At 70.8% G+C, this 26197-nt stretch carries 20 protein-coding genes; 10 read left to right on the top strand and 10 right to left on the bottom strand.

All coding sequences use genetic code 11. The annotated features are described in order from the left end of the window. Positions 1-43 precede the first annotated feature (43 nt). Positions 44-439 carry an SCO2097 family morphological protein gene (locus QH948_RS04605; RefSeq protein WP_281145706.1) on the top strand — a complete coding sequence of 132 codons (396 nt, stop codon included), beginning with the start codon at positions 44-46 and terminating at the stop codon, positions 437-439. On the opposite strand, the gene QH948_RS04600 is transcribed toward QH948_RS04605, so the two are convergent. The 4 genes from QH948_RS04600 to QH948_RS04585 form a co-directional block, all read right to left on the bottom strand. Then, positions 436-1155 (bottom strand): gamma-glutamyl-gamma-aminobutyrate hydrolase family protein, encoded by a 720-nt coding sequence (locus tag QH948_RS04600; RefSeq protein ID WP_281145705.1) that lies wholly within the window; start codon positions 1153-1155, stop codon positions 436-438. The genes QH948_RS04605 and QH948_RS04600 overlap by 4 nt on opposite strands. A gap of 92 nt (positions 1156-1247) precedes the next feature. Continuing rightward, entirely contained in the window at positions 1248-2435 is a 1188-nt protein-coding gene (gene dinB, locus QH948_RS04595; protein ID WP_281145704.1) for a DNA polymerase IV, read from the bottom strand. A 1-nt stretch (position 2436) separates the two neighbouring features. After that, complete coding sequence (locus QH948_RS04590) at positions 2437-6177, bottom strand: DNA polymerase III subunit alpha (protein ID WP_281145703.1); 3741 nt, start codon at positions 6175-6177, stop codon at positions 2437-2439. Next, on the bottom strand, positions 6177-6479 hold the full coding sequence (locus QH948_RS04585; protein ID WP_281145702.1) for a DUF6504 family protein: 303 nt from the start codon (positions 6477-6479) through the stop codon (positions 6177-6179). Before QH948_RS04585 ends, QH948_RS04590 begins: the two co-directional genes overlap by 1 nt. 177 nt (positions 6480-6656) lie before the next feature. Between QH948_RS04585 and QH948_RS04580 the strand changes: the two genes are divergently transcribed. Beyond that, positions 6657-7547 carry a hypothetical protein gene (locus QH948_RS04580; protein ID WP_281145701.1) on the top strand — a complete coding sequence of 297 codons (891 nt, stop codon included), beginning with the start codon at positions 6657-6659 and terminating at the stop codon, positions 7545-7547. A 4-nt stretch (positions 7548-7551) separates the two neighbouring features. On the opposite strand, the gene QH948_RS04575 is transcribed toward QH948_RS04580, so the two are convergent. Beyond that, positions 7552-8343 carry a cytochrome c biogenesis CcdA family protein gene (locus QH948_RS04575; RefSeq protein ID WP_281145700.1) on the bottom strand — a complete coding sequence of 264 codons (792 nt, stop codon included), beginning with the start codon at positions 8341-8343 and terminating at the stop codon, positions 7552-7554. Next, positions 8343-9101, bottom strand: coding sequence for a DsbA family protein (locus tag QH948_RS04570; RefSeq protein WP_281145699.1), 759 nt, complete (start codon positions 9099-9101; stop codon positions 8343-8345). Before QH948_RS04570 ends, QH948_RS04575 begins: the two co-directional genes overlap by 1 nt. A gap of 178 nt (positions 9102-9279) precedes the next feature. Between QH948_RS04570 and QH948_RS04565 the strand changes: the two genes are divergently transcribed. Continuing rightward, the gene (locus tag QH948_RS04565; protein ID WP_281145698.1) at positions 9280-11463 is read left to right on the top strand and encodes a HelD family protein; all 2184 of its coding nucleotides are present in this window, start codon (positions 9280-9282) and stop codon (positions 11461-11463) included. A gap of 5 nt (positions 11464-11468) precedes the next feature. Here the strand turns inward: QH948_RS04565 and QH948_RS04560 are convergent, their stop codons facing one another. Further along, positions 11469-12386, bottom strand: coding sequence for a methylenetetrahydrofolate reductase (locus QH948_RS04560; protein WP_281145697.1), 918 nt, complete (start codon positions 12384-12386; stop codon positions 11469-11471). Between the two features lie 51 nt (positions 12387-12437). Here QH948_RS04560 and QH948_RS04555 point away from each other — a divergent pair, with 51 nt between their 5' ends. The 7 genes from QH948_RS04555 to QH948_RS04525 all read left to right on the top strand — a co-directional run bounded on the left by QH948_RS04555 (position 12438) and on the right by QH948_RS04525 (position 20868). Then, a complete protein-coding gene (locus QH948_RS04555) occupies positions 12438-13523 on the top strand; it encodes a polyprenyl synthetase family protein (RefSeq protein ID WP_281145696.1) in 1086 nt (361 codons plus the stop codon). After that, positions 13513-15879 (top strand): HAD-IC family P-type ATPase, encoded by a 2367-nt coding sequence (locus tag QH948_RS04550; RefSeq protein WP_281145695.1) that lies wholly within the window; start codon positions 13513-13515, stop codon positions 15877-15879. Before QH948_RS04555 ends, QH948_RS04550 begins: the two co-directional genes overlap by 11 nt. 48 nt (positions 15880-15927) lie before the next feature. Then, on the top strand, positions 15928-18006 hold the full coding sequence (pknB, locus tag QH948_RS04545) for a Stk1 family PASTA domain-containing Ser/Thr kinase (protein WP_281145694.1): 2079 nt from the start codon (positions 15928-15930) through the stop codon (positions 18004-18006). Between the two features lie 445 nt (positions 18007-18451). Next, complete coding sequence (locus tag QH948_RS04540; RefSeq protein ID WP_281145693.1) at positions 18452-19003, top strand: hypothetical protein; 552 nt, start codon at positions 18452-18454, stop codon at positions 19001-19003. Positions 19004-19022: 19 nt separating this feature from the next. After that, the gene (locus QH948_RS04535; protein ID WP_438874123.1) at positions 19023-19331 is read left to right on the top strand and encodes a hypothetical protein; all 309 of its coding nucleotides are present in this window, start codon (positions 19023-19025) and stop codon (positions 19329-19331) included. A 199-nt stretch (positions 19332-19530) separates the two neighbouring features. After that, complete coding sequence (locus tag QH948_RS04530) at positions 19531-19827, top strand: hypothetical protein (RefSeq protein WP_281145692.1); 297 nt, start codon at positions 19531-19533, stop codon at positions 19825-19827. 45 nt (positions 19828-19872) lie between these two features. After that, positions 19873-20868: a hypothetical protein gene (locus QH948_RS04525; RefSeq protein WP_281145691.1), complete on the top strand. Its 996-nt coding sequence runs from the start codon at positions 19873-19875 to the stop codon at positions 20866-20868. A gap of 511 nt (positions 20869-21379) precedes the next feature. Here the strand turns inward: QH948_RS04525 and lacZ are convergent. Genes lacZ through QH948_RS04510 form a run of 3 tightly spaced genes read right to left on the bottom strand, consistent with a single transcriptional unit; the run spans position 21380 to position 26122 of the window. Continuing rightward, positions 21380-24391, bottom strand: a complete 3012-nt coding sequence (gene lacZ, locus QH948_RS04520) for a beta-galactosidase, LacZ type (protein WP_281145690.1) — start codon at positions 24389-24391, stop codon at positions 21380-21382. Continuing rightward, a complete protein-coding gene (locus tag QH948_RS04515; protein ID WP_281145689.1) occupies positions 24388-25200 on the bottom strand; it encodes a carbohydrate ABC transporter permease in 813 nt (270 codons plus the stop codon). Before QH948_RS04515 ends, lacZ begins: the two co-directional genes overlap by 4 nt. Then, positions 25193-26122 (bottom strand): carbohydrate ABC transporter permease, encoded by a 930-nt coding sequence (locus tag QH948_RS04510; RefSeq protein WP_281145688.1) that lies wholly within the window; start codon positions 26120-26122, stop codon positions 25193-25195. Before QH948_RS04510 ends, QH948_RS04515 begins: the two co-directional genes overlap by 8 nt. Positions 26123-26197: the final 75 nt, after the last annotated feature.

Genomic DNA, 26197 nt, shown 5'->3' with positions numbered 1-26197 from the left:
GCAACATAGAATCGAATGCACCACAACCCGATAGGGGGACCCCATGGCGCTTTCTGAACAGGAACGCAAGCTGCTGGAGCAGCTTGAGGCGTCCCTCATGGCTGAGGACCCGAAGCTCGCGGACACGCTGAGCGGCAACGCCGAGGTCCGCGTGCACCGCCGCAGGGCCGCCTTCGCCGGCCTGGGGTTCGTGCTCGGCATTCTGGTCCTGCTCGGTGGCGTCCAGGTGCACTGGACCGTCAGCGTCCTCGGGTTCCTCGTGATGCTGGCCTCCGCCCTCGTCGGGATCGGCTCCTGGCGCCGGGTCGGCGACGGCGGCCAGCCGGCCAGGCCGTCGGCCGGCCCCTCGAAGCCGACGCCGTCACAGGAGCCGACCTCAGACTTCATGGACCGACTCGAGGAGCGCTGGCGCCGCCGCCAGGAGGGCGGCGACAACTAGGCCCCCTCGCGCACCTGGGCCTCGAGCCACGCGAGCAGCGACGCCAGCTGCGCGGGGTCCGCGTCGGTTGCCTCGGGGTGCCACTGCACCCCCACCATCGCCCGCGCCGGGTGCTCGATGCCCTCGATCAGCCCGTCGTGGCGCGCCCAGGCGGACGCGCGCAGCCCGTCGCCCAACGTGCGGACGGCCTGGTGATGTCCACTGCAGACCACGAGGTGCTCCGCGCCGACGGCGTCGGCCAGCCACGTCCCGGGCAGCACGTCGACGTCGTGGCGGAGCATCTCACCCTGGCCGTCTGCCACGCGGTGCTCGTCGGCATTGGTCAGATGAGGCTCGAGCGTTCCGCCGAAGGCGACGTTGAGCAGGTGCAGCCCGCGGCAGATGCCCAGCAGCGGGATGCGGTCGGCGTGGCAGGCCTGGATGACGGCCAGCGACCGGCGGTCCGCCGTCGCAAGGTGGTCCCCCGAGCCGGGGTACTCGGCGCGTCCTCCGTAGTACCGGGGGTCCACGTCGTGCCCCCCGAGCAGGACGACGGCGTCCGTGTCCGCCAGCGCCGCGTGCCAGTCGTGGTCGCTGCAGTCCTGCAGGCCGAGCAGGGTGGTGCTCCAGCCGTCGTCCGCGGCCGCCCGCACCGTGTTCTCCGCGAGCCCGGTCAGCAGTTCGCCGAACCAGCCTTGTTCGTAGTGGGTTGCTGGAGCCAGGATGAGCAGCTTCATGGCTCGATCCAACCGGGCAAAGGTTGCGATCGCGTGTCGGCCGCTTAACGGTTGACGCTTCGCGTGTTAATCCCCCGTGCCGCGCTCCGCCCCTACTCCGCGCCGGTTGTCACCGCAGGGCGGCGCGTCAGGCGGGCACGCCGGAGGGCGTGCGGGCCGAACCGCAGCACGAGGTTGTCCGTCGCGGCATCGGCCTCCCCCCAGCCGCGGGCCGGGTCGTCGAGCGCCGGCTGCTCGTACGTGACGGACTTCGGCACGAGCTTCTCGGCCCGCACGCCGACCCGCCGGATCCGGGCCCGCTGCAGATTGAGCCGGCGGAACAGCCGCATGGCCTCGGCGTGGATGTCGTTCGTCCTGTCGGTGTAGGCGGGCAACGTCCCGGTGCGGGTGATGGTGGTGAAGTCGGCGAACCTGACCGACAGCGTGACGGTCCGGCCCACCATCTGCTGTGCGCGCATCCGGGAGGCCGTCCGCTCCGCCATCCGCAGGATCTCGGTGGCGACCAGGTCCGCGTCGTCGGTGTCGTGACCGAACGTCTCCTGCGACCCGACGCTGTGTTCGGCAGGCTCGCGGGCGAGCACCGAGCGGTCGTCGCGTCCCCAGGAGAGGTCGTACAGCAGGGCCCCCTGCGTGTCCCCGAGCGCCCGGCACAGCGTGGCCCTCGGCGTGCTGGCGATGTCGCGGACGGTGTCGAGCCCCAGGCGGTGCAGCTTGGTGGCCGTCGCCTCCCCCACCCCCCAGATGGCCTCGACGGGCAGCGGGTGCAGGAACGAGACGACGTCGGAGGCAGGCACCCGCAGCATGCCGTCGGGCTTGGCATGGTTGGAGGCGAGCTTGGCGATGAACTTGCTCGGCCCCATGCCCACCGAGCAGGGCACGCCCTGCTCGTCGGCTATCTGCGCGCGGAGGCCGGCCGCGACCTCGTCCGGGTCCCCGCCGAGCCTGCGCATGGCGGTGGTCAGGTCGAGGAAGGCCTCGTCGATCGAGGCCATCTCGACGCGGTCCGTCACGGTGTCGAAGATCTCCTCGATGCCGGCGGAGACCTCCCCGTAGTGGTCGAAGTCCGGCGGCACGACGGCGACCTGCGGGCAGAGCCTGCGGGCCCGGCTCGACGGCATGCCTCCCGCGATGCCGTACCGGCGGGCAGGGTAGTTGGCCGACAGCACCACGCCCCGCGTGGAGCCGCCGACGAACATCGGCACCTCCCGGAGCTCCGGGTGCCTCGCCATCTCGACCGAGGCGTAGAACGCGTCCATGTCGACGTGTGCGATCAGTGTCATCTCATCTCCCTGAGCTTCCCGGGCTGGAATGCCACAGCTTGCGCGGCGCCTCGGCCGCTCCGGTGCCGGACGGCTTGACGTCGGCGTACGGCGACTGGGTGAAGCCGCTGGCGTGTACGAGCACCCGACGGCGCCCCATGCCGCCCGCGCGGGTGGCGTGCAGCGGGTCCGGCGGCGGCTCGAAGCCCTCGGGGGCCGGGTCGCCGGCCGAGGCGCCCTGCTCCGCGGCCGGCGCCGTGGCCCGATCGTCCTGCTCCCAGGTGCCGACGAGCGAGTACCCCTGTGGCACCTCGGCGAGGATGTCGTGCACCGCGGCGAGCGCCCCGGCCTCGCCGAGGCCCCGTCCGAGCGCGTCGCGCCAGGCCCGGTCGAGGGCGCCGAGGTCCCAGGCCCCCGTGGCCCTGATCGAGACCCCACGCGCCCCGGTGCGGCGGACCAGCCCCCGTACGAGCAGCAGCCAGGTATCGAACACCGTGGCCGCGTACGGCCCCTGCACGTCCTCAAAGAAGGTGGTGTCGACCGGGCCCGTCGAGTCGTCGAGCGTGAGGAAGATCACGCGACGACCGGAGCGGACGGGAGGGGTCTGGGTCGCGACCTTCACGCCGGCGACCAGTACCTCGGAACGGTTGCGCTGGTCGAGCAGCGTCCGTGAGCTGACCGCGCCGAGCGCCCTGAGCAGCGGCAGGTAGCGCTCCATGATGTGCGCGGACGCGTCGAGCCCGAGGATCTCCAGCTCGGCCCTCAGCCGCTCCTCGTCGTCCATCTCGGGCAGCCCGGTGGCGACGACGTCCGCGGTGGGGTCGGCGGAGCCGTCGCCGAAGTCGAGGACACCCTGCACCGACTGCGCGACCCGGTCCGCGGCCTTCCGCTGCGCGCGGGCACGCTCGGCCGGGTCGTCGCCGGGCGCCGGCAGTGCGCGGCGGCCGCGCGCGCGGCCGGACGCCCGCTCGTCGGCCCGACGGGCGCGCTGCAGGTCGGCCAGCGCGAGCAGCAGGTCGCGGCGCGTGATCCGCCCGCGGCGGGCCACGTCCGCGCGGCGCCCGATGCCGTAGAGGGAGTCGAAGGCCCCTGCCAGGATGAGGTTCTCGACGACGGGGGCCGCGGCTCCCGCACGGGCCCAGAAGTCGCTGAGCGACACGAAGGGCTGCCCGGCGACGATCCGTTCGATCTCGTCGGCGGCGATGCCCTTCACGTCGGCCAGCGCCAGCCTGATCCCCCAGCCCTCGTCCCCGGCTGCCCGTTCGGCGCGGTACTGCCCGACGCTGCGGTTGATGTCCAGGCCGAGCACCGCGAGGTCGAGGCGCCGCGCCTCCTCGAGCAGGAGACGCTTGGGGTACATGCCCGGGTCGTGCGTCAGGACGCCGGCGAGGAAGTGCGCCGGGTAGTGCCGCTTCAGCCAGGCGGACTGGTAGGTGGGCAGCGCGAACGCGGCGGCGTGGGCCTTGCAGAACCCGAAGGACGCGAAGGCGGAGAGGATGAACCAGATCTGGTCGATGGTCTCCTCGGCGTAGCCGCTCTCGCGGGCCAGCGGATAGAGCCACTGCCTCACCCGCTCCTGCCCCTCGGGGTCGCCCAGCGCGCGGCGCACCTCGTCGCCCTGGGCGAGCGAGCATCCGGTGACGATGGAGATGATCTGGATCAGCTGCTCATGGAAGACCACGACGCCGCACGTCTGCTCCAGCACGGGGATGAGGCTGGGGTGGAGGTAGTCCGGCTCGACCCAGCCCTGCCTGGCGTCCAGGAAGGGGGTGACCATGTCGGACTTGACGGGGCCGGGGCGGAACAGGGAGATGTCGACGATGATGTCGTGGAAGTTCTCCGGGCCGAACTTGCCAACCAGCTCCCGCTGCCCGGGGGACTCGATCTGGAAGCAGCCGAGCGTGGCGCGGTGGGCGATCATGTCGTACACCGCCGGGTCGTCGAAGGGCGCGAGGTCGTCGATGTCGGGCCGGGCGAGGCCCGTGCGCGTGATCTCGGTCAGCGCGTGCGCCATCGCGGACTGCATCCGGATGCCGAGCACGTCGAGCTTGAGGAGGCCGATGTCCTCGACGTCGTCCTTGTCGAACTGGCTCATCGGGTAGCCGCCGTAGCTGGCCTCGAGCGGGGTCCGCTGCCCGAGCGAGGAGTCGCTGAGGATGATGCCGCACGGATGCAGGGCGATGTGGCGTGGCAGCGAGTCGAGGGACTCCACCAGCGAGAACAGGACGTCGAGGCGTTCCTGCCCCAGGCCCGCGGCGCGCAGCTCCGGCAGGTCCCGCAGCGCGGCGCGGGCGTCGCGGGCACGGATGTGCGGGAAGGCCTTCGCCATGGCGTCGATCTCCACGGGGGCGAGGCTGAGCGCGGCGCCGACGTCCCGGACCGCGTGCCGCACCCGGTAGGTCTCGATCATCGCGACGCACGCCACCCGCCTGCCACCGAAGTGCCGCAGGATCTCGTCGTAGATCTCGGTGCGGCGGGCGGACTCGACGTCGAGGTCGATGTCGGGCAGCGCCTGCCGCAGTGGCGAGAGGAACCGTTCGAGGAGCAGCCCGTAGGCGAGCGGGTCGACGCCGGAGACTCCCAGCGCGTAGTTGACGAGGCTGCCGGCGCCCGACCCGCGGGCGGCGCACCGGATGCCCAGCCCGCGGATGAGGCCGACGACGTCCGCGACGGTCAGGAAGTAGGACTCGTAGCCGAGGTGCCCGATGACGGCGAGTTCGTCGTCGAGGCGGTCGAGCACATCGCGGCCGGGGGCGCCGTAGCGGGAGTTCAGCCCGGCCTCGCAGCGGGCGCGCAGCGCGGCGGGGGCCAGCTCGCCGGTGGTGCCCAGAATCTCGAACTCCGGCAGCCGGATCTCGCCGAGCCCGACGTCGCCGACCGGGTCGAGTGCCGAGCGCTCCGCGAGCTCCACCGTGGCCCGCAGCAGGGACTCCCCGGAGCCGCGACCCGCGAGCCTGGCCGCCTCGTCGGCCGCGACGCGCATGGCCTCGGCGGGCTTGAGCCAGCCTTCGGCGTTGCGACGGTCGATGTTGCGCACGTCGAGCGGGACGAGCCGACGGGACGCGTCGAGCACGTCGAGGGTGGGGGCCTGGTCCCTGCGCGCCATCCGCACCATGTTGGTGAGGACCGCCCCCGCGCCGGCCCGGTCGGCCAGCGCGACCAGCCCGGCCGCCTGATGGGCCGACGCGACCCCCCGGCCGCCGGTGTGGTGGTTGGTGGGGGCGAGCACGACCGAGCCGCCCAGCTCGTCGCGCCACCGACGCAGTTCGGCGGCCGCGCCGTCCATCCCGTCGGCGAGCAGCAGCCTGCCCACCTCGGAGTCGGCGCCGAGCAGCACCGTGACGTCGCGGCCGGCGCAGTGCGCGGCCACGGTCTCCAGCGTGACGACGGGCTCGGAGCGCTGCCCCGTCAGCTGCGCCGCGGTGATCAGCTCGCACAGCGTCCCCCACCCGGCCCGTGACGAGGCCAGCACCACCGCGCGGGGCAGCCGCTCGTCGCGGAGCTGCCCGCCGCGGGCCGCCGCCGCCCGCCGCGCCGGGCGCCACCCGGCGGGGCGCACGGCGAGATCGACGCCGACCACCGGCGCGATACCTCCGCGCAGGCACGCCTTGGCGAACCGGACGGCGCCGTAGAGGCCGCCGCGGTCCGTGAGCCCGAGCGTGGCCATCCCCAACCTGGCCGCCTCGGCGACCAGCTGCGAAGGGTGGGAGGCGCCGTACTGGAACGAGTACCCCGACGCCACCCGCAGGTGTGCGAAGTCCATCAGTCGAACACCGCCTGCAGCACCCAGTCCTCGTCGCCGACGGTGCGGGCGAGCTCGTAGACCCCGCGATGGCAGCCGTTGCCCGCCTCCACCCGCCAGACCTCCCGCTCCGCCGCCAGCTCCCCTCCGGAGCCGGCGGCCTCCTCCCCACGGGCGGCGCGGACCCGTTCGCCCTCCCACCACGCCGTGGCCCGGCTCCAGCGGGACTCGACCTTCTTGACCAGCAGCAGCCGGTCGCGCCAGATGAACTGCCGTGGCCTCCCGTCGAACAGCACACAGATAGGGTCCTCGTACATGCGCATGGCGGCCTCCTGGTCTCCCCTGTCCACATTGAATCGAACAGGTGTTCGGTAGAAGAACCACTATAGATCCCGACCCCGACAAGACCGCGCCAGCTCGGGCATTCTCGGCGAAGACCCTTGTCGCATAGCGTTTCGCGGCCATGGCTATCCTCGGGTGCCATGGTGAGGGTGAGCGGGATGACACTGGCGGGGATGGCCGCGTCCGCCCGGCTGGCCAGACTCGGCCACGCCGTGACGCTGATCACCGACGGCGCCCCTCCGCCCAGCCTGCCCGACGCGATTCTCCTGCCCGCGGCCTGGCGGGACCTGTTCAAGAAGACGGGCGCGCACCTGGTCACCGCACTCAACGGCGCCGGGCTCGAACTCGTCGAGGCCCCCGCCGAGGTCCACACGCTCGCGGACGGCACCCGCCTGGAGCTGCCGACGGAGCGCGGCGCGCAGTGGCGGGCGCTGAGCGCCCAGCTCGGCGAGGACGAGGCGGCCCGCTGGCGCGATCTCGTGGACGACCTCGACGACGTCATGGTCGCCTTCCGGCGGCACGCGCTCGAGGGGACGCTCCCCGTCACCACCGCGGAGCAGCGCTCGTCGCTGTGGCTCGACAGGTCCCTCGGCGACGTCGCCGGCCGCCTCGGCAGCGGCCTGCGGGAGCTGGTGCTCGCCTGCGGACCCGACGCCGATGCCCCCGCGATCTCCGCCCTGTCCCTCTCCGTCTCGCGGACCTTCGGCCGCTGGCGGCTGACCCCCGGGGGCAACGATGCCCTGGCGGACCTGCTCATCGCGCGGCTCGCGGAGCGCGGGGTGCGGATCGTCGACGGGGACGACGGCCCCGTCGACCTCGACTGCACGGGTCACGGGGCCGCCCCGCGGACGGCCGCCGAGTGGCTCGCACGCACCCCCATCGTCGGGGCCGACGGCAGGCTCCGCGCCTCGGCCGCCTCGCCGGCCGGGCCGGAGCCCTGGGCCCAGCTCGGCAGCGCGGCGCTGGCCGTCTACGAGCTGCACGAGAGGCTGACGGGCGAGGACTCCCGCCCCACCAACGTGGCCTTCAGGATGCCCCGCCCGCTCTGAGGGGTCAGACCCGCCAGCGCCACAGCGCGACGCCGCCGAGCGCCGCGACGACCAGCAGGAACGCAAGGTCCGGCACCGCCCCTGCCACCGAGCCCAGCCACCCCTCGAGGCGGTACTGCGCCGAGGCGTCCAGCACGCCGCCGAGCGCGGCCGTCGCGTCGGTGGCGAGGAACAGCGCCCCGACGAGGATGAACGCGGCCCCCGAGACGAGTTGCACCCAGCTGGTGGTCAGCGGCCCGAGGCGCAGCGGACGCGGCCGCAGCCGCTCGCCGATCCGCCAGCGGTCCCACACCCACGCGAGCGCCAGCAGCGGGACGACCATCCCCGCGGCGAAACAGGCCAGCAGCGCCGCGCCGTACAGCGCGTTGCCGCTCACGGCTGCGACGGTCAGCACAGCGCCGAGCAGCGGGCCGGTGCAGCTGCCGGCGAGCCCGTAGGTCGCGCCGAGCAGGACCGCGCCGAGCGGACCGCGCGGGTCTCCGCGGCGGGCGACACCCGGGACCGCGAGGGGCACGCCGAGGGCCTGCAGCAGGCCGAAGACGATCAGGAGAACCCCACCGACCAGCGTCAGCGTGCCGCGGTGCGCGGCCAGAGCCGAGCCGAGCGCCCCGGCGCCCAGCCCCAGCGGGACGAGCGTGAGAAGGGTGCCGACCCAGAACAGAACGGTGCGGCCGACCAGCCGGGATCGGTCCTCTCCGAACGCGTAGGCGAAGAAGGCGGGAAGCAGCAGTGCGGCGCAGGGGCTGAGGATGGCGGCGGCTCCCCCGAGGAAGGCGCCCGCGTAACCGATCAGCATCAGGAGGGCTGCCTGACCTGCTCCTCGATGGCCTGCCGGAAGAAGTCGAGGGTCTGGGCCCCTGTGAAGTAGCTGCCGCCGACCACGAACGACGGGATGGACGTCAGCCCGAGGGCCTGCGCCTCCTGCGTGTCGGCCAGCACGGCCTCCTCGAGGGCGGGGTCGGCGAGGTCTGCGACGAACCTCTCGGCATCGAGACCGAGGCCCGCGGCGATGGAGGTGACGAGCTCCTCGGTGACGTCGGGGTGCCCGTCGTTCGGTAGTGCCGAGAACAGCGCACTCTGGAACTCGAAGTAGCTGCCCTGCTCGCCGGCGGCGCGCGCGGCGACGGCCGCATAGACGGAGTCGTCGCCGAACAGCGCCAGGTCGCGGAACTCGATCCGCAGCGTCCCGTCGTCGACGTAGCCCTGCAGCTCGGGGAGGGTCTCCTCGGCGAAAACCGAGCAGTAGGGGCAGCGGTAGTCGGCCCACTCGGTCATCACGATGGTCGCGTCGACGCGGCCCCTGGCCAGCGGATCACCCTCCTCGCGGCGCGGCAGCTCGGTCAGCAGCCACCTCCGGTACGCCTCCTGCTCGGCGTCGGCCGTGCCGGTCGCCTCGGGGGCGGCCCCCTCCGTGGTGACCGCAGGGGCGGCATCGGCGGTGCCGGTGGCCGCGACCTGGCGCTGCGCGGCGATCGCGAAGACGACGATCAGCACCGCGGCGACGGCGACGACCACCGCCTTGAGGGGACTCATCGCGGCGGGCTTGTCACTCATCGGGTATCACTTCGCTCGGTGTCGGGGAGGTCTGTCGCCCCTCCACTGTGCCCTAGTCGGCCCCGGGAACCCAGGCCGGCCCCCGTCAACCCCCGCCCCCGATTCGGCGGCGCGCGCACGCGCGGCCTGAAGATGGCTAGACTTGACTGTCTTGTCTGAACCCGGGGGATGCCTCACCTTGTCTACTTCACGCGCAGATCTCGCCCGCGAGATCGCAGCGGAACAGGCCCACGTCGACCTGGTCTACGCCAACCTCTCCACCGCAAGTGCCAGCGCCAAGGAGCTCGCCCGGCAGGGCCGCGAGATCTTCATGTCGGATCGAACGAACTTCCTCCGCGAGGAGGACGGCACCGCTCTGTTCGAACGCGACGCCTTCGCCTACCAGGCCGCGAGGCGGATGGCGACGCTGGAGGCCGAGCACGAGGGGCTCGTGTTCGGCCGCATCGACCTGACCGACCTCGAGAAGCGCTACATCGGCCGCATCGGAGTGCGCGACGAGGAGTACGAGCCGCTGGTCATCGACTGGCGCGCGCCCGCCGCGGAGCCGTTCTACCGCGCCACGTCAAACACCCCGATGGGCGTCGTCCGCCGCCGCGTGCTGCGCTGCCGCGACGACAAGGTCATCGGGCTGGAGGACGACCTGCTCGACTCGTCGGCCGAGACCGACCTGCCCATCTTCGGCGAGGGCGCGCTGATGGCGGCGCTGAGCCGCGCCCGCGGGCGCACGATGCGCGACATCGTCTCGACGATCCAGGCCGAGCAGGACGAGGCGATCCGCGCCCCCTACCGCGGCGTCACGATCATCTCCGGCGGCCCCGGCACCGGCAAGACGGTCGTCGCGCTGCACCGCGCCGCGTACCTGCTCTACACGAACCGCGCGCGGCTGGAGAAGGGCGGCGTGCTCGTCGTCGGCCCCTCGGACGTCTTCATCAACTACATCGAGCGGGTCCTGCCCAGCCTCGGCGAGGAGTCGGTGGTACTGAAGGCCATCGGTGGCGTCGGCAGCGATGTGCTCGGCATCACCAGCGAGCGCTACGACGAGGCGGAGGCGGCCACCGTCAAGGGCAGCCTCGCGATGCTGAGGATCCTGCGCCGCCTCGTGCGGCTCCCCCTGCGCGACGACCCCGCGCTGCACCGCGTCCGCGTCACCGTCAAGGGCGAGGTCCTCGGCCTCGACAAGGGCGAGTTGGACCGGATCCGCGACCAGGTGCTGTCCGCGACCAAGCTGAACCGTGGTCGCACCATGGCGACCGACCAGGTGGTCACCGCGCTGATGCGCAAGCTGCCCTCCGAGATCTCGATCGAGAGGGATGAACTGGAGGAGCAGGTGCGCGACCACCCGAGCCTGCGCTCGTTCCTGCCCGCGTGGTGGCCGACGCTGACCGCGACGCAGGTGCTTGCGCGGCTGGCCGACGCGGACGTCGCGGCGAAGGTCGCCCCCGAGCTCAGCCCCCTGCAGCGGGCGGCGCTCGTCGACTCGTACGCCTGGCTGAGCGACGACGACGCGGACCAGTCACGCGGCTGGTCGATCGCCGACATCGCGCTGCTCGACGAGCTGATCGCCGTCCTCGGGCGGGTACCCGACGATCCCGAGCCCGACCTCTTCCTCACCGGCAACGTGGCCGAGGTCGTCACCATGGCCGACCGGCTACGCACCGAGAAGGTCGTCGACCCTGACGACGACCCGCAGTCCACCTACGCGCACGTGCTGGTGGACGAGGGCCAGGACGTCACGCCGATGCAGTGGCGGATGCTGCGCCGCCGCGGGCCGCACGCGTCGTGGACCATCGTCGGCGACCCGGCGCAGAGTTCCTACCCCGACCAGGCGGAGACCACCCGGGCGCTCGAGGAGCTCATCGGCCACGCCCCGCGCCGCACGTTCACCCTCAGCACCAACTACCGCTCCCCCAGCGAGGTCTTCGACTTCGCCGCCCGCGTGGTCACCAAGGTCTTCCCCGAGGCGGAGCTGCCGAGGGCGGTCCGCTCCACGGGCGTCGAGCCGCTGCTCGCGGCCACGGACTCCGCGGGCCTCCACGACGGGCTGCGCGCGCAGCTGCTGGAGCTCGCGGCAAGGGTCCAGGGCACCATCGGCGTCATCTGCCCGCCGTCGCGCCTCAACGAGGTGCAGCTGTTCGTGATGTCAGACCCGCGACTGCGCGAGTTCGAGGCCCGCATCATCGTCGTGACCGCGCTGCAGGCCAAGGGCCTGGAGTACGACGGCGTGCTGGTCCTGTCCCCCGACGGGATCGTCGCCGAGACCCCCGGCGGGGTGCGGGTGCTGTACGTGGCTCTCACCCGCGCGACGCAACGGCTCGTGACCCTCGACGTCGACACGCAGGACTGGCGCAGGCTGCTGGCCTGAGGCTGCTACCGGCCCGCCTCGGCGACCGCAGGCACGGCTGACTTCAGCTCCGCCAGCACCTCGCGGGTGGCCTTCGACCGGTTCTGCGTGAAGAACTGCAGCCCGGGCGCGCCGGCGTCCAGCAGGTCGCGGCAGAAGTCGACGGCGGCGGCAAGCCCGACGCGGCGGACCTCCTCCTTGGAGGAGGCCGCGCGGAGCCGCGCGACGAAGTCCTCGGGCAGCGGCCGGCCCGACAGGTCCGCGAAGCGCTCGATCTGCGTGATCACGGTCAGCGGCATGACTCCGGGGATGATCGGCACCCCGCAGCCAAGGCCGCGCATCCGGGTGACGAGCTCGGCGTAGCGGCCGGCGTCGAAGAACAGCTGCGTGATGGCGAACTCGGCCCCGGAGTCGACCTTCTCCGCCAGGATCCGGGCGTCGAGGTCCGCGTCGTTGCTCGTCTCGTGTGGGTTGGGGAATGCCGCCACACCCACGCAGAAGTCCCCCTGCTCGCGGATGAAGCGCACGAGCTCGGTGGCGTTGGCCAGCCCGTCGGGGTGCCGCGTCCACTCCCCGCCGCCCGGCATGTCGCCGCGAATCGCCAGGATGTTGCGCACACCGACCTCGCGGTAGGCGGCCAGCGCGTCGGCGATGTCGGCCTTCGACTGGTCGACGCACGTCAGGTGACCGACGGTCAGCGGCCCGCCCGGGGCCGACGCGATGCGCCGCGTGGCGTGGATGGTCCGGTCTCGGCGCGACCCGTTCGCCCCGTAGGTGACCGACACGAACGACGGCTCGAGCGGCGCGAGGGCCTCGACGGCCCGCCAGAGCACCGGCTCCTCCTCCTCGGAACGGGGCGGGAAGAACTCGAACGAGAAGGTCGGCCCGGTCGCGGAGCTGAGCAGCTCAGCCACGGTTCCGGGGCGCGTCGGCGGGTGGGACATGCGCCCCACAATAGGCAGCTGGGGCCGGAAGGGCCGGACTAAACTGTCAACGTGAGACGAAGCTGTGAGCCCACCTCCCCCCTCAGCCCGGACTTCCTGTCCGCCGTCGGCGGGACGCTCACGCGCTTCCTCGACGCCCAGGCTCCGCTGCTGGAGGCGATCGGTTCGGCGGATCTGCTGCCGGTGGCGCACGACGCGCTGTCGGGCGGCAAGAGACTGCGGCCCGCGTATTGCTACTGGGGCCACGTCGCCGTCGCCGGCGTCCCCGCCGACGACGACCCGCTGCTGAAGGTGGCGTCGTCGCTCGACCTGCTGCACGTCAGCGCCCTGATGCACGACGACCTGATCGACGACGCCGACACCCGGCGCGGGGAGCCGGCCGCGCACCGTCGGTTCGAGGCGCTGCACGGCGCACGCGGCGGCCGCGGGGACGCTGCCGAGTTCGGCCGCTCCAGCGCCATTCTGCTCGGCGACCTGCTGCTGATGTGGAGCATCCAGCTGGCCGACGAGTCGGGAGCCGCGCTGCTCGACGCCGCCCGGCCGCTGCTGACCGTCATGCGCGCCGAGGTCACCGCGGGTCAGTTCCTCGACGTCAGCGCCCAGTACGGGACCACCGGGGCCATGACCGCCGCCGCGGAGCTCGACGTCGCGTCCCGGGTGCTCGAGTACAAGTCCGCCCGCTACTCCATCCGGCGCCCCACGCAGATCGGCGCGGCGCTGGCCGGCGCGGACACGGCGCAGCAGGCGGCGCTCGGCGAGTTCGGGTCGCTGATCGGCCGCGCCTTCCAGCTGCGCGACGACGTGATGGGCGTCTTCGGCGACGCGGCCGTGACCGGCAAGCCGTACGGCGGCGACATCCACGAGGGCAAGCGCACCGTGCTGGTGCTCAAGGCGCTGGAGACCTCGCCCGCCGCCACCGAGCTGGAGTCCATCCTCGGCGCCCCCGGCATCGGCGACGCAGACGTCGCGCGGGCCGCGGACATCATCGAGGCCAGCGGGGCGCTCGCGCACGTCGAGGACCTCATCGCCCGCGACACCGCAAGGGCATTGGAGATACTGGAAGGCGCGGACCTGCACGAGGACGGCCGCTCGGCGCTGGCGGTGCTCGCCGACCGGAGCGTCCGCCGTGTCGCCTGACCGGCTCACCGGTCTCACGGCCGCCGAGGTCGCCCAGCGCGTCTCGGCCGGCCAAGTCAACGCCCTGCCGTCGAGATCGGGGCGCACGACGGCGCAGATCGTCCGGGACAACGTGTTCACGCGCGTCAACGCCATCCTGGCCATCCTCTTCGCGCTCGTGATGGTCACCGGGTACTGGATGCAGGGGGCGTTCGGCCTCCTCATCGTCGCGAACTCGGTGATCGGCATCGTGCAGGAGCTCCGCGCCAAGCGGACACTGGACAACCTGGCGGTCGTTGGCGAGGCGCACCCCGTCGTCATCCGCGACGGCGTCCGTGAGTCGGTCGTGCGCGATGAGGTGGTGCTCGACGACCTCATCGCGGTGGGCCCGGGCGACCAGATCGTCGTCGACGGCGAGATCGTCGCCGAGGACTATCTCGAGGTCGACGAGTCGATGCTGACCGGCGAGTCCGACCCCGTGGAGAAGAACGTGGGCGACGCCGTCTTCTCGGGCGGCTACGTCGTCGCCGGCTCCGGGGTGTACCGCGCGGTCAAGGTCGGCGCGGACGCCTACGCGGCGCAGTTGACGGCGCAGGCCTCCCGGTTCACGCTGGTCAACTCCGAGCTGCGCCAGGGCATCAACCAGATACTGCGGATCGTCGGGTGGCTGCTGCTGCCCGTCGGCGCGTTGATCGTGTGGGCGCAGTTCAGCCAGCCCGACGTCGACTGGCGCGAGGCCGTGCTGCGCGCCACGGCCGCGCTGGTGCCGATGGTCCCCGAGGGGCTGGTGCTACTCACATCCATGGCCTTCGCGCTGGGCGTCATCCGGCTGGGCCGCCGCAACTGCCTGGTGCAGGAACTCCCGGCCATCGAGGGCCTGGCGCGGGTCAGCGTCGTCTGCGCCGACAAGACGGGCACCCTGACCAGCAACCAGATGACACTGCACGAGGTCATCGGGCTCGACGGCGACCAGGACCGTCCCGCCGAGGTCCTTTCCCAGCTCGTCGGCGCCGACCCGGCGCCGAACGCCTCCATGCAGGCCATCGCATCCGGGCTGCCCGCCGACGACGACTTCGAGCCATGGCCTGTCGCGGCGCGGGCGTCCTTCACGTCGGCGAAGAAGTGGGCCGGCGTCTCGTTCGTCGGCCACGGAGACTGGGTGCTCGGCGCCCCCGATGTCCTGACGGGCGGAGACGTCGCCGCCCGCGCCGAGGAGTTCGGCGCCTCGGGGCTGCGCGTGCTGCTGCTCGGCAGCGTCGACCGGCGCGTCGACGGGGCCGACGCGCCGGGCCCGGTCACACCCCTCGCGCTGGTCGTCCTCGACCAGCTGCACCGCCCCGATGCCGCCGAGACCCTGGCCTTCTTCCGCGAGCAGAACGTCGAGGTCAAGGTCATCTCCGGCGACAACGCCGCGTCCGTCGGCGCCGTGACACGCTCGCTGGGAGTCGAGGGCGAGGTCGTCGATGCCCGCACGCTGCCGGGCCCCGACACCCAGGAGTTCGGCGACACCGTGGCCGCAGCGCGCGTGTTCGGCCGCGTGACCCCGGAGCAGAAGCGGCAGATGGTGGCGTCGCTGCAGGCGCGCGACCACAACGTCGCCATGACCGGCGACGGCGTCAACGACGTGCTGGCGCTCAAGGACGCCGACCTGGGCGTCGCGATGGGCTCCGGCTCCGCCGCCACCCGCGGCGTCGCGCAGATCGTGCTGCTCGACGACCGGTTCGCGACGCTGCCGTATGTCGTCGCCGAGGGGCGCCGGGTGATCGGCAACATCGAGCGCGTCGCCAAGCTTTTCCTCACCAAGACCATCTACTCGGTCGCGCTCGCGCTCGTGGTCGGGGTGCTGCAGCTGCCCAACCCGTTCGTGCCTCTGCAGGTGACGGTCGTCGGGTGGTTCACGATCGGCATCCCCGCGTTCCTGATGAGCCTCGCCCCCAACCGGGACCGCGCCCGCCCCGGGTTCGTGAAGCGGACCCTGGCCGTCGCGGTCCCCGGCGGCCTCGCCGTCGCAGCCGCGGCGCTCACGACGTACCTGATGACGCGCGGCATCGACGACGCGCACGACACACTGCAGCTCCAGTCCGCCACCGCCACGCTGATCGCGCTCATCATGACCTCGACGTGGGTGCTGTCCGTCGTCGCGAGGCCCTACGTGTGGTGGCGCATCGCGCTGGTCGCCGTCGCCTATGGCTTCTACTTCCTGATGTTCACGCTCCCCTGGTCGCGTCGGATCCTGAGCCTCGACATCTCCGATCCTGCGGTCATCAACGTCGGAATCATCGCCGGGGCATGCGGCATGGCGGTCGTCGAGGCCACCTGGTGGGCAACTCGCCGCGTCTCGACTGTGACCGAGCGGGTTTCCCGGCCTACAATCTGACCCCAGACGGGCACACGGCCTTCTTCCCCTGACCGTGCATGGAGTGGCATGAACAGCACTTACGACCCGTTGGTCGGCCAGGTGCTCGACGAACGCTACGAGATCGTGGCGAAGGTCGCGCGCGGTGGCATGGCCACGGTCTATCGCGCGCGCGACCTGAGACTCAGTCGCGTCGTTGCGGTGAAGGTCATGCGCAGCGACCTGGGCGAGGATGACGAGTTCGCCGCGAAGTTCGACCGCGAGGCCCGCTCCGCTGCGGTGCTCAGCCACCCCAACGTCGTGTCGATCTTCGACCAGGGCAGCTCGCAGGCCCAGCCCTACATCGTCATGGAGTTCATCGAGGGCGAGACCCTGCGTCGGGTGATCAGCCGGGAGGCACCGCTGCCCCCCGAGCACGCCCTCGACATCTTCGAGCAGGTGGCGGCCGCGCTGGCCGCCGCTCACGAGGCCGGCGTCGTGCACCGCGACATCAAGCCCGAGAACGTGATGATCACGGACCGGGGGCAGATCAAGGTCGCCGACTTCGGGCTCGCGCGGCAGGTCGGCTCCCCGCAGATGACGGCCACGGGCGTGCTGGTCGGCACGGCCTCCTACCTCCCGCCCGAGCTGGTCACGCATTCGCGGCCCGACGGCCGCAGCGACGTGTACTCGGCAGGCGTGGTGTTGTTCGAGATGCTGACGGGCAAGAAGCCACACACGGGCGAGAACAACTATCAGATCGCCTACAGGCATGTGAACGTCGACATCGAGAAGCCTTCGGAGCGACTCGCCGAGCTGGGCCTGGCGGCCGACTGGCCGATTCCCGACTACGTCGACGCCCTGGTGCTCGGCTGCGTGGCCCGCGATCCGAGGGCGCGCATCAGCGACGGACGCGAGCTGCTGAACGCCGTGCGCAGGGCCCGCCTGGAGCTGGCCCGCGGCGGCGGTCGGGACAATCCGGGTCTGGCGGCCGCCCTGCTGCCGGACAGCCCCGTCGACGACGACACCGCCCCTGTGTATCCCCGCACGGCAGACCGGCCGCGGCCTGCGGTTTCGGGCCGCACCCCGGAGACGGTCGTCGTGCGACGAGGCGGCCAGTGGCGGGCCTCCTCGACCTCCCCCGTGGCGACGTCGCCCTCCGAGACGCCTGTTCCCCCGCCGGCTGTGCACCCCGTCTCGCCCTCGAGTCCGACCACGCGCCACCCCCGCAGCCACCGCACCCCCGTCTTCCCGCAGCTGCAGATCTCACATGACCCTGTGCACCGGCGTCGCCGCACCGTGCTGCTGCTCGCACTGATCGTGCTGCTCACGGCCGGCCTGGGATTCGGTTCCTGGTGGGTCACATCGGGCCGCTTCACGACCGTGCCTCCCATGTCGGCCATGAACGAGAACACCGCCCGCGAGGCCGCCGAGGCGAACGCGCTGAAGATCGCGACGACCTCCGCGTACTCGGAGACGGTCGACAAGGGCCAGGTGATCGGCACGGATCCCGACACCGGCGAGCGCGTCCTGCGCGGCTCCACCCTCACCGTGACCATCTCGCTGGGCAAGGAGCGCTACCCCATGCCTGACGTCGTCGGGAAGACGCTCGACGAGGCGAAGACCGCCCTCACGGACGGCCGGATGGCGGTGGGCGAGGTGAAGGAGGCCTACGACGAGGACGAGCCGGTGGGACAGGTCCTGAAGGCGTCAGAGGAGGCGGGCGCCCAGCTGAAGAAGGGCACCGCGATCGACCTCACCGTGTCGAAGGGCCCTGAGCCCATCCGCTTCCCCGACCTGGTCGGCGCGAAGACCAACGACGCGAAGAAGCAGCTGACCGGGCTCGGCTTCGCCGTGAAGGTGACCGAGGAGCACTCCGCCGACGTCGAGAAGGGGCGCGTCATCAGGCAGGACCCGAAGTCCGGCACCGGCAAGCGCGGCGACTCCGTCTCCCTGGTGAGTTCCCTCGGCCCGGAGATGGTCGAGATCCCCGAGGTGCGGATGAAGAGCACCGCGGACGCGAAGAAGGCGCTGGAGGACCTCGACCTCAAGGTCACCGTCGTGCAGGACTCCGACTTCCCGATCCCGCTGGATCTTGCCTCCGGCACCGACCCTGCGGCCGGCACCTCGGTCGCGGTCGGCTCGACCGTGACCCTGTACGTCGTCTGACGCCGGTCCCCTTAGCCCACCCCGGTTCCCTGAGCTTGTCGAAGGGCCTGAGCTTGGCTCGGTTCCCTGAGCTTGTCGAAGGGCCTGAGCTTGGCTCGGTTCCCTGAGCTTGTCGCTGAGCTTGGCCCGGTTCCCTGAGCTTGTCGAAGGGCCCTGAGCGAAGCGAAGGGGACATCCGATCCCCGAGTCCCAACCCGCCCCCTTTCCGGCACAAAGATGCCTATGTCGGGGCCGCTGCAACATGGCAACAGCAGCACCGATATACGCATCGTTGTGCGCGGGCATCGAGGAGGACACGGGGACGGCCGACGCCCATGGCCGCCGGCACGGGACGACGAGGTGTGCCCCCTGGCCCGACGACGCGTGCCTGGGGCGGGTGACCGGCCTGTGGATAATTCAGACGGGCGTGCGAAAACTGTCGGTGGCGGGTCGTAGCGTGGGTGTCATGGAAACCCGGCGACGTGACGATTCCCGGGAGGCGACCATCCGCCTCCGCGCCGGTGTCGCTCTGCGTCGCCGCGGCGAGGCCGAAGAACTCGAAGCCATCTGCGACCTGGCCGTCGCGTACAGGGCGGATGAGGCGGACCTGCTGGATTACGGGACCGAGATCTACCGGGACCGCGACACGAAACTCCCAGAGAAGCTGGTCCGCCCCGGTGGGAAGGGCACCCCGGGTGTGTCGGAGTTCCTGGCGATGGAGGTCGCCGCGTTGCTGAGGTGTTCGCAGACCGCGGCGATCGAGACGATCGCCTCCGCGCTGAACCTGAAGTACCGCCATCCGATGCTGTTCGAGGCTGTGATCAACGGGGAGGTCGAACGCTGGCTCGCGGCGAGGGCGGCCTGGTTGTGTCGGGATCTGGATCCGATGCAGGCCGAGACCGGTCACGGCCCGTTGGCTGCCGAGGCAGTACGGCCTGGCGCCTGGTGCCGCGCTGGGGGAGCTGAAGAAGCTGATCATCCGGGCCGACGCGGCCGCCGCCAGGGAGCGGGAGGCTGAGGCCCGTGCGCGGCGTGGGGTGTGGCTGCGGGACGAGGAGCCGGGGGTCACGAGCATCGGTGGCCGGCTTGACGTGTTGGATGGCAGGATCGTCGACGAGCGACTGCACCAGATCTCGGAGCGGTTGAAGGCCCGCTATCCCGGGCTGGATCACTCCGCGCGGCGGGCGAAGGCCCTGTCGCTGGCGATGAACCCGGAGCTGGTGCTGACGATCCTGGAAGCTGACCAGCCCGCCCTCGGCCTGCGACGGCCCGGTGCCGCCGGAGCCGCTTGGCGAGGACGTGGAGCCGCCTTTCCCGGACGACGACCCGCGCAAGCGGTTCCCTGAGCTCGTCGAAGGGCCACCCGACGATCCGCGACTGGACCGCTCGGGTGGAGTGGGACCTTTCGCTTCACTCAAGGCGCCTCGACAGGCCTGTGCTGAGCCCGGTCGAAGTGCTCGGCGACCCGACCGGTTCCCTGAGCTCGTCGAAGGGCGCCGAGCGGAGCGAGGCGAAGACCCGCCGCCCCACGCAGTGCTTTCCGGGATGGCCAGCGTTGACGAGACGCAGGACTGGAGCCGGGACCCTTCGCTGCGCTCAGGGCGCTTCGACAGGCTCAGCGACCCGACCGGTTCCCTGAGCTCGTCGAAGGGCGCCGAGCGCAGCGAGGCGAAGCACCCACCGCCCCACGCAGTGCTTTCCGGCATGGCCAGCGTTGACGAGACGCAGGACTGGAGCCGGGACCCTTCGCTGCGCTCAGGGCGCTTCGACAGGCCTGTGCTGAGCCCGGTCGAAGTGCTCAGCGACCCGACCGGTTCCCTGAGCTCGTCGAAGGGCGCCTAGCGCAGCGAGGCGAAGCACCCACCGCCCCACGCAGTGCTTTCCGGCATGGCCAGCGTTGACGAGACGCAGGACTGGAGCCGGGACCCTTCGCTGCGCTCAGGGCGCTTCGACAGGCTCAGCGACCCGACCGGTTCCCTGAGCTCGTCGAAGGGCGCCGAGCGGAGCGAGGCGAAGCACCCACCGCCCCACGCAGTGCTTTCCGGCATGGCCAGCGTTGACGAGACGCAGGACTGGAGCCGGGACCCTTCGCTGCGCTCAGCGCGCTTCGACAGGCTCAGCGACCCGACCGGTTCCCTGAGCTCGTCGAAGGGCGCCGAGCGGAGCGAGGCGAAGACCCACCGCCCCCACGCAGTGCTTTCCGGCATGGCCAGCGTTGACGAGACGCAGGACCGGAGCCGGGACCCTTCGCTGCGCTCAGGGCGCTTCGACAGGCTCAGCGAGCCGTCGACCCCCCTGCCGAGGGTTGAGATCATCGTGCACATCACCACGGACAAGGACGGAAACCTTGACCCCGTCGCATCGGTCGAACGCGCCGACACCCTCACCACCACACTGCTGGGCGAGTTGCTCGGCGACGGATACCGCAACGGGGAGATCGCCCTGAAGGTCCAGCCCGTCATCGACCTGAACAACACCCCCGCCGCCGACGGGTACCGGCCGACGCGGCGGATGCGCAAAGCCCTGCGGCTGCTGCGCCCCACCGAGGCTTTCCCGTTCTCCACCCGCACCCGCCGCCTCGACATCGACCACAACACCACCTACCAGCCCGGCCGACCCAGCCAGACCCGACTGGACAACCTCGCCCAGCTCTGCCGCCGCATCCACCACGGCAAGACCAAAGGCGCCTGGGTGCCGAACCAGATCACACCCGGCCACTTCCGCTGGACCAGCCCGCTGGGCTACGTCTACGAAGTCACCCACGGCGGCACCTGGCTGGACTGCACCCCCGACCTCGGCCCACAGCCCAGCCCCATCGACAAGACCATCCACCACTGGTGCGACACCATCGCCGACGCCACCGACCTCGCCCGCTGCAGCTGACCCCGCTGGGTGCAGCCGAATCCCTTCGCTTCGCTCAGGGCGTTCCGACAGGGCCTGTGCTGAGCTTGTCGAAGTGCTCAACGACCCAACCGGTTCCCTGAGCTCGTCGAAGGGCGTTGAGGAAGCGCCCCAGCGCTGACGAAGCGAGGAACCCGGGCAGTTGATCCCTTCGATGCGCTCGGGCACCTCGTCAGGCCTGGGCTGGGCCCGTCTCGGTGCTCAATGACCGAACCGGTTCCCTGAGCTCGTCGAAGGGCCCTGAGCGAAGCGAAGGGAATCAAACTCCCCAGGCTTCTCCCTTCGCTGCGCTCAGGGCATTTGCGACGTGCTCGAACCGGTCAGACCCGATTGCCCGCACAACGATGCCTATACGGGGGCCGCTGCAACATAGACACAGCAGCCCCGACATACGCATCGTTGTGCACCGGAACCGAGCTGGGCCTGTGCCTTCCCTCGGACAACGCGAAGCCCTCCCCTCACCCGAGGGTGAGAGGAGGGCGGGCTGACGGTGTCAGCGGATGCCGCGGAACGAGAAGGTGAACACCCGCTCGCGGTCGGCGTCGATGCGGAACTCGGGGTGCTCGCGGGCTCCCCACGAGTCGTCGCCGGCCACGCCGCGGCGCACCGCGACGGGACGGATCCAGGTGCGGCTGATCGGCGGCAGCTCCGTGTGGTGGGCAGCATTCTCGATCTCGAACGGGCTCCACGGCAGTGCGGAGAACTCCATGCCGCCCTGGCACTCGAACCTCAGGCCGGCGCCACGGGCGTCGGTCACCTCCGCCCACCGGACACCGGTGTGGCCACCGGCCTCCTGCGGCCGCAGGTAGCGCGTGAGCTGATCCTTCACCTCGGCCTCCCACACGCCCAGCCGGACGCCGCCGCGGCGGTCGATCGAGGACTCCTCCGGACCGTCGCCGTACCAGCGGAGCTGTCCGAGGTCGGCGTCGACGCAGAAGAGCATCCCGAACTCCGGCAGCTCCGGCAGCCCCGCGCCGGGGCGCAGGGTCACGGTCGTGGTGACGGTGCCGTCCCCGAAGACGCGGTAGGAGACGTCGCACGAGCTGACGGGCCTGGTCGGCAGCGAGTAGGCGTAGACCACCTCGACGCTGTCGTCGTGCTCGATGACGTCTGCCATCGCGCTGTCGCCGCGAGGTCGGGCGTAGCGGCTCGCCAGCAGCCAGTCGCCGTCGGTGAAGGGCGCCTTCCAGCCGAGCTCGTTGGACGTGGGCGCATGCCAGAAGTTCGGCATGGGGACCTCGCGCAGCAGCTTGTGCCCGCCGTCGGGCGTCGACCCGTAGCGGTAGGACTGGATGCCGCCGTGCAGCTTCGAGAACAGGACCTCGAAGTGACGACCCCGGACGCCGACGTTGTGGATGCCACGGACGATCTCCGGCCGCGCGGGCACCGCCGGGGCGACGGCGCCCGGCACCTCGATCACCGTCTGCTCGAAGGCGACCTCGTGGCCGGCGGGCGCGTAGCGCGTGGCGGACCGCAGCCGGAACGACACCTCGAGGGTGTACTCCCCCGGCACCTGCGGGATCGCGATCGGCAGCGGGTAGCCCGCGGACCCACCGGGCGCGACATCGGTGTCGATGACGCCCGTCTCGAGCACGCGGCCCTGCTCCGCCAGCGTCACGACGCACTCGTAGCGCGACGTGGACGTGAACAGCTCCCGGTTCGTGACCGTGACCTCGTCGGCCCCGACGCTGGCCACTACCGGCTGGTACAGGTAGGCGAGCTCACGCAGGAACGGCTTGGGCGTGTGATCGGCGAACAGCAGGCCGTTGCCGCTGAAGTCGCTGTCGTGCGGCGCCTCGCCGCAGTCGCCGCCGTAGCCGAAGTACGGGTTCCCGTGCCGGTCTGTCAGGGCGATCGCCTGGTCGGCGAAGTCCCACACGAAGAAGCCCTGGAACAGCGGCTCGCGGTAGGCGAGGTCGAGGTAGCGGTCGACGGCCCCGAACGAGTTGCCCATGGCGTGGGCGTACTCGCACAGGATGTACGGCTTGTCGCGGTGGACGCTCAGGTGCTCCTCGACGGCGGCGGCCGACGTGTACATCGTGCTCGTGATGTCTGTGGTCTCCGGGTAGCGCGGATCCCAGGCGACGCCCTCGTAGTGCACTGGGCGGGTGTCGATCTCACGGAAGTGGTCGCCGACCTGCAGCAGGTCGGTGCCGCCGAACGACTCGTTGCCGAGCGACCAGATCACGATGCTCGGGTGGTTGCGGTCGCGCCGGTACATCGAGTCGGCCCTGTCGAGCAGCGCCGGTAGCCACAGGGGGTCGTCGCCGGGCACGGACTCGGACACGGGCGTGTCGAAGTACCGGATCCGGTCCCACAGACCGTGTGTCTCGAGGTTCATCTCGTCGATGACGTAGAGGCCGTACTCGTCGCACAGGTCGTACAGGAACGTGTTGTTCGGGTAGTGGCTGGTGCGGACCGCGTTGATGTTGTTGGCCTTCATCAGCTGCAGGTCGGCCTCGGTGCGCTCCCTGGTCATCACGCGGCCGTTGAGGCCGAACTCGTGCCGGTTGACGCCCTTGAGGACGACGCGCTGCCCGTTGATCTTCAGCAGTCCGTCCTCGATGCCGAACCGCCGGATGCCGACGCGCTCGGGAATCACCTCCGTCAGGGCCCCGCCAGCGTCGCGGACCTCGAGCGTGAGGCCGTAGAGGTGCGGGTCCTCGGCGCTCCACAGCCGCGGGTCGGACACGGTGACGGCGAAGGCGCCGTCACCTTCGGCCGTCAGCCGACCGACGCCGTCGAGGGTCGCGGTCACGGACCCGTCGCCGACGAGCTCGGTGACAACGCGGACGGTCGCGGTGGCGAGGTCGTTAGAGAGGTCGACGCGGATGTCGACGTCCTCGACGTGTGCGCGGGGTCGACGGTAGAGGACGACGTCGCGGAACAGGCCGGAGAAACGGTAGAAGTCCTGGTCCTCGAGCCAGGAGGCCGCGCTCCACTTGAAGACCTGGGCGGCCAGGCGGTTCTCACCCTCGACCAGCGCGTCGGTCAGGTCGAACTCGCTGGGCGTGAACGTGTCGCAGGCGAACCCGATGTAGGTGCCGTTGAGCCACACCGCGATGGCGCTCTCCGCGCCCTTGAACGAGACGCTCAGCCGCTCACCGTCGGCCAGCGGCGTCTCGGGCGTGAAGAACGTCACGTAGCTGCCGACGGGGTTGAACAGCTGCGGCGCGTCGCCGATCGCGACGTCCTCGCGGCCGTCCCACGGGTACTGCGTGTTGGCGTACTGCGGGCGGTCGTAGCCCTGCAGCTGGATGTGTCCGGGGACGACGATGTCGTCCCAGCCCGTCACATCGACGTCCGGCGACTCGAAACCGGGGATCGTCAGGTGCGGGTTGCGGGCGTAGTGGAACTTCCACAGCCCGTTCAGGTTCTGCTCGAACGACGAGCGACCCGACGCCGCCTCCTGCGCATCGCTGAACCAGCGGTGCGAGGAGTGGGCGTCGAGCCGGTTCTCACGGAACAGGCCTGGGTCGGAGATCCTGGTCAGGTCGAAGGTCACTTGATGGCTCCTGTGATGCCTTGGGCGAAGCTGCGCTGCAGCGCGAGGAAGACGACCATCGCGGGAAGCGAGGCCAGCAGCACGGCGAGCATCAGCACGCCGTAGTTGGTCACGTAGCCGGCGCTGAGGTTGGAGATCAGCATCGGCATCGTCTGGACCTTGTTGTCCAGCAGGATGACGCGCGGCCAGAGGAAGTTGTTCCACGCCGTCATGAAGGTGATCACGGCCGCGGCGGCGAACGTGGACTTCATGGTCGGGATGTAGATGCGGAAGAAGATCTCCAGCTCGCGCAGCCCATCGAGGCGGGCCGCCTCGATGATCTCGTGTGGGAAGCTCCTGGACGACTGCCTGAACAGCAGGATCAGGAACGGCGTCGAGATGGCGGGCAGGATGACGGCGAACGCGCTGTTGACCATCCCGAAGTTCGCGAACATCCGGAACAGCGGGATCATCGTCGCGGCGAACGGGATCATCATGGCCAGCAGCAGGACAGCCATCAGGAGGTCCTTGCCCTTGGAGTGGTAGATCTCGAAGCCGTAGCCGGCGATCGAGCAGACCAGCAGCGCCAGCACCGTCGTGGAGACGGCGTACAGCGCCGAGTAGCCCATGGCCGACGCGACGTCTGCGGCCGCGACGAGGTCCTGGAAGTTCTGGACCAGGTTCGCCCCCGGCAGCAGCCGGGAGGCCAGCACGTCGGTGCTGGTGTTGGTCGCGCCCACCACCATGAAGTACAGCGGGAACAGGGAGAAGATCGAGAAGACCGTCAGGAACGCATAGCCAGGGACCTTGCGCCAGGTTGTCCTAGTCACGCTTGTCACCCACCTTCATCTGGATGAGGGCCAGCACGGCCACGAGGATCAGGATCACGTAGGAGAGCGCGGAGCCGTACCCGACGTTGGGGTTGCGCTGGAACGAGATCTCGTACAGGTAGTGCGACATCGTCATCGACTGGTACGCGGGCCCGCCACGGGTCAGGTTGAACGACTCATCGAACAGCTGCAGCGTGCCGTTGGTCGACATGATCGCCGTGAGCAGGATCATCGGCTTGAGCTGCGGCACAGTGACGAACCAGAAGGTCTGCCACGAGGTGGCGCCGTCGACCTTGGCCGCCTCGACGCTCGAGGCGTCGATGTTCTGCAGCGCGGCGAGGTAGAACACCATGTTGTACCCGGTCCAGCGCCAGATGAGTCCGAGGATGATCACGAAGCGCGCGGTGCCCGCCTGGCCGAGCCAGTTGATCGGGGAATCGATCAGGTGCAGCCACATCAGGGCATCGTTGACGAAGCCGTCCGTGGCGAACATGGTGCGGAACACCAGCGAGTAGGACACGAGCGAGACGGCGCAGGGCAGGAAGATGGCGGTGCGCCAGAAGGCCTTCCACCGGAGGTTGGGGTTGTTGAGCAGGTTCGCGAGCACCAGTGCCAGGATCAGCATGATCGGCACCTGGATGATCAGGTAGATGAACGTGTTCGACAGGGTGAGCTTGAAGATCTCGTCCTGGAACAGGCGCTGGTAGTTGTACCAGAGCGGCTCTGCCCAGTCGAGGTTGCTGCCCCGGCCCGTCTGGAGGGACAGGATGAACGCCTGGATCATGGGCCAGAAGCTCATGATGGCGATCAGCGCGGCGGCGGGGATCAGGAAGGCCCAGCCGGTGAGGTTTCGACGTTGCGAGGGGCTCATCGAGCCGCGCGGCCGCTTCGTTGCGGTGGGTTCGTCGACGGTTGCGGACATGGAATCGGTCTCCTTTCGCGTGCGGATTATGGGACTCAGGGTGCCGGGGATGCGGCCGCGGCCACACTCCCCGGC

This window comes from Tessaracoccus lacteus, assembly GCF_029917005.1.
Classification (GTDB): Bacteria; Actinomycetota; Actinomycetes; order Propionibacteriales; family Propionibacteriaceae; genus Arachnia; species Arachnia lactea.
Note: the sequence above shows the minus strand (reverse complement) of the source record. Positions and strands in the feature narration are given on the sequence as shown.

What these genes read in the sequence shown, in the direction of transcription:
- QH948_RS04600 (WP_281145705.1), bottom strand. Translation starts at nt 1,155, where the DNA reads ATGAAGCTGCTCATCCTGGCTCCAGCAACCCACTACGAACAAGGCTGG.
- QH948_RS04525 (WP_281145691.1), top strand. Translation starts at nt 19,873, where the DNA reads ATGGCCAGCGTTGACGAGACGCAGGACTGGAGCCGGGACCCTTCGCTG.
- QH948_RS04510 (WP_281145688.1), bottom strand. Translation starts at nt 26,122, where the DNA reads ATGTCCGCAACCGTCGACGAACCCACCGCAACGAAGCGGCCGCGCGGC.
- QH948_RS04540 (WP_281145693.1), top strand. Translation starts at nt 18,452, where the DNA reads ATGGAAACCCGGCGACGTGACGATTCCCGGGAGGCGACCATCCGCCTC.
- QH948_RS04605 (WP_281145706.1), top strand. Translation starts at nt 44, where the DNA reads ATGGCGCTTTCTGAACAGGAACGCAAGCTGCTGGAGCAGCTTGAGGCG.
- QH948_RS04530 (WP_281145692.1), top strand. Translation starts at nt 19,531, where the DNA reads ATGGCCAGCGTTGACGAGACGCAGGACTGGAGCCGGGACCCTTCGCTG.
- QH948_RS04590 (WP_281145703.1), bottom strand. Translation starts at nt 6,177, where the DNA reads ATGGACTTCGCACACCTGCGGGTGGCGTCGGGGTACTCGTTCCAGTAC.
- QH948_RS04580 (WP_281145701.1), top strand. Translation starts at nt 6,657, where the DNA reads ATGACACTGGCGGGGATGGCCGCGTCCGCCCGGCTGGCCAGACTCGGC.
- QH948_RS04585 (WP_281145702.1), bottom strand. Translation starts at nt 6,479, where the DNA reads ATGCGCATGTACGAGGACCCTATCTGTGTGCTGTTCGACGGGAGGCCA.
- QH948_RS04560 (WP_281145697.1), bottom strand. Translation starts at nt 12,386, where the DNA reads ATGTCCCACCCGCCGACGCGCCCCGGAACCGTGGCTGAGCTGCTCAGC.
- pknB (WP_281145694.1), top strand. Translation starts at nt 15,928, where the DNA reads ATGAACAGCACTTACGACCCGTTGGTCGGCCAGGTGCTCGACGAACGC.
- QH948_RS04570 (WP_281145699.1), bottom strand. Translation starts at nt 9,101, where the DNA reads ATGAGTGACAAGCCCGCCGCGATGAGTCCCCTCAAGGCGGTGGTCGTC.
- QH948_RS04575 (WP_281145700.1), bottom strand. Translation starts at nt 8,343, where the DNA reads ATGCTGATCGGTTACGCGGGCGCCTTCCTCGGGGGAGCCGCCGCCATC.
- dinB (WP_281145704.1), bottom strand. Translation starts at nt 2,435, where the DNA reads ATGACACTGATCGCACACGTCGACATGGACGCGTTCTACGCCTCGGTC.